The organism is Vibrio halioticoli NBRC 102217 (assembly GCF_000496695.1).
Lineage (GTDB): Bacteria > Pseudomonadota > Gammaproteobacteria > Enterobacterales > Vibrionaceae > Vibrio > Vibrio halioticoli.
Genome location: NZ_BAUJ01000081.1, coordinates 1 through 904 on the forward strand (window position 1 = coordinate 1; position 904 = coordinate 904).

A 904-nucleotide genomic window follows, 5' to 3' on the forward strand; every position below is an offset into this window, starting at 1 on the left:
GTGCGACGTGAAGTCGTATGAAGCGCTGTTCACCGCTTAATGTATGAACCATCTGTATCACCAGATGAACCTAGGAGCCTGAATAAAGTAGCGGCTCTGACAATGTAACGAAGAACGGGGTCATGCCGTTCGGGATTTGAATCGTGAGAGGACGATCCTCCTGATAACCACAATCGGGTGAGTGCTAGGTAGTCAGCATGATGAACATATGTGAATCCGCTCAAGGCGCGTTATGTTTGCAAACAGCGGAAGTGGTTAATACGCTGTAGCCAAAAAGGCACGAGAGTCGGAAAGAGATTGCCCCATGCTCTTTCGTGATCATTGAACTCTCCGCACCATAGCGGGCATCTAAACTGACATTGCGTGACATACGGAACACGGTAAGCCTGTATCACTCCCTCTGGGAAAGCCTCTGTGGCCGATAGTGATGCAGGTATAGGAGGTTGGAAAAAGCGAAGGCTGCATTGTAACGATGCAGATACAGGCTTGTGCCTGATCATGAAAGTGAGCCCACTTCCAACTGGTCTCTCGTTGCGAGAGAGTTTGAATAACTTTATTAAGGAAGAAAAGCAAATGATGATTTCGAATGAGATTAGTGCATCTTCTGACAATGCACTGTGGCAATCCATTAACTGGAAGACCGTAGAGGCGAACGTCTTAAAGCTTCAAATGCGTATCGCAAAGGCAACTAGAGACGGTAAACATGGCAAAGCAAAAGCATTGCAGTGGATACTGACTCACTCTCGCTCAGCTAAACTTCTTGCTGTTAAGCGAGTCTCTCAAAATAAAGGCAGTAAAACGCCTGGAATAGACGGCGTTGTCTGGAACACAGACACGCGTCGTATGAAAGCAGTAAATCAACTGAGTCGGAAAGCTTATCAAGCGAAACCACTCAGGCGTATCT

1 protein-coding gene is annotated in these 904 nt (G+C 46.9%); it reads left to right on the forward strand.

What is annotated here, in order from left to right:
* Nucleotides 1-573: 573 nt before the first annotated feature.
* The coding region (locus VHA01S_RS16950; RefSeq protein ID WP_023405569.1) for a reverse transcriptase N-terminal domain-containing protein at nucleotides 574-904 on the forward strand (331 nt) is incomplete at its 3' end.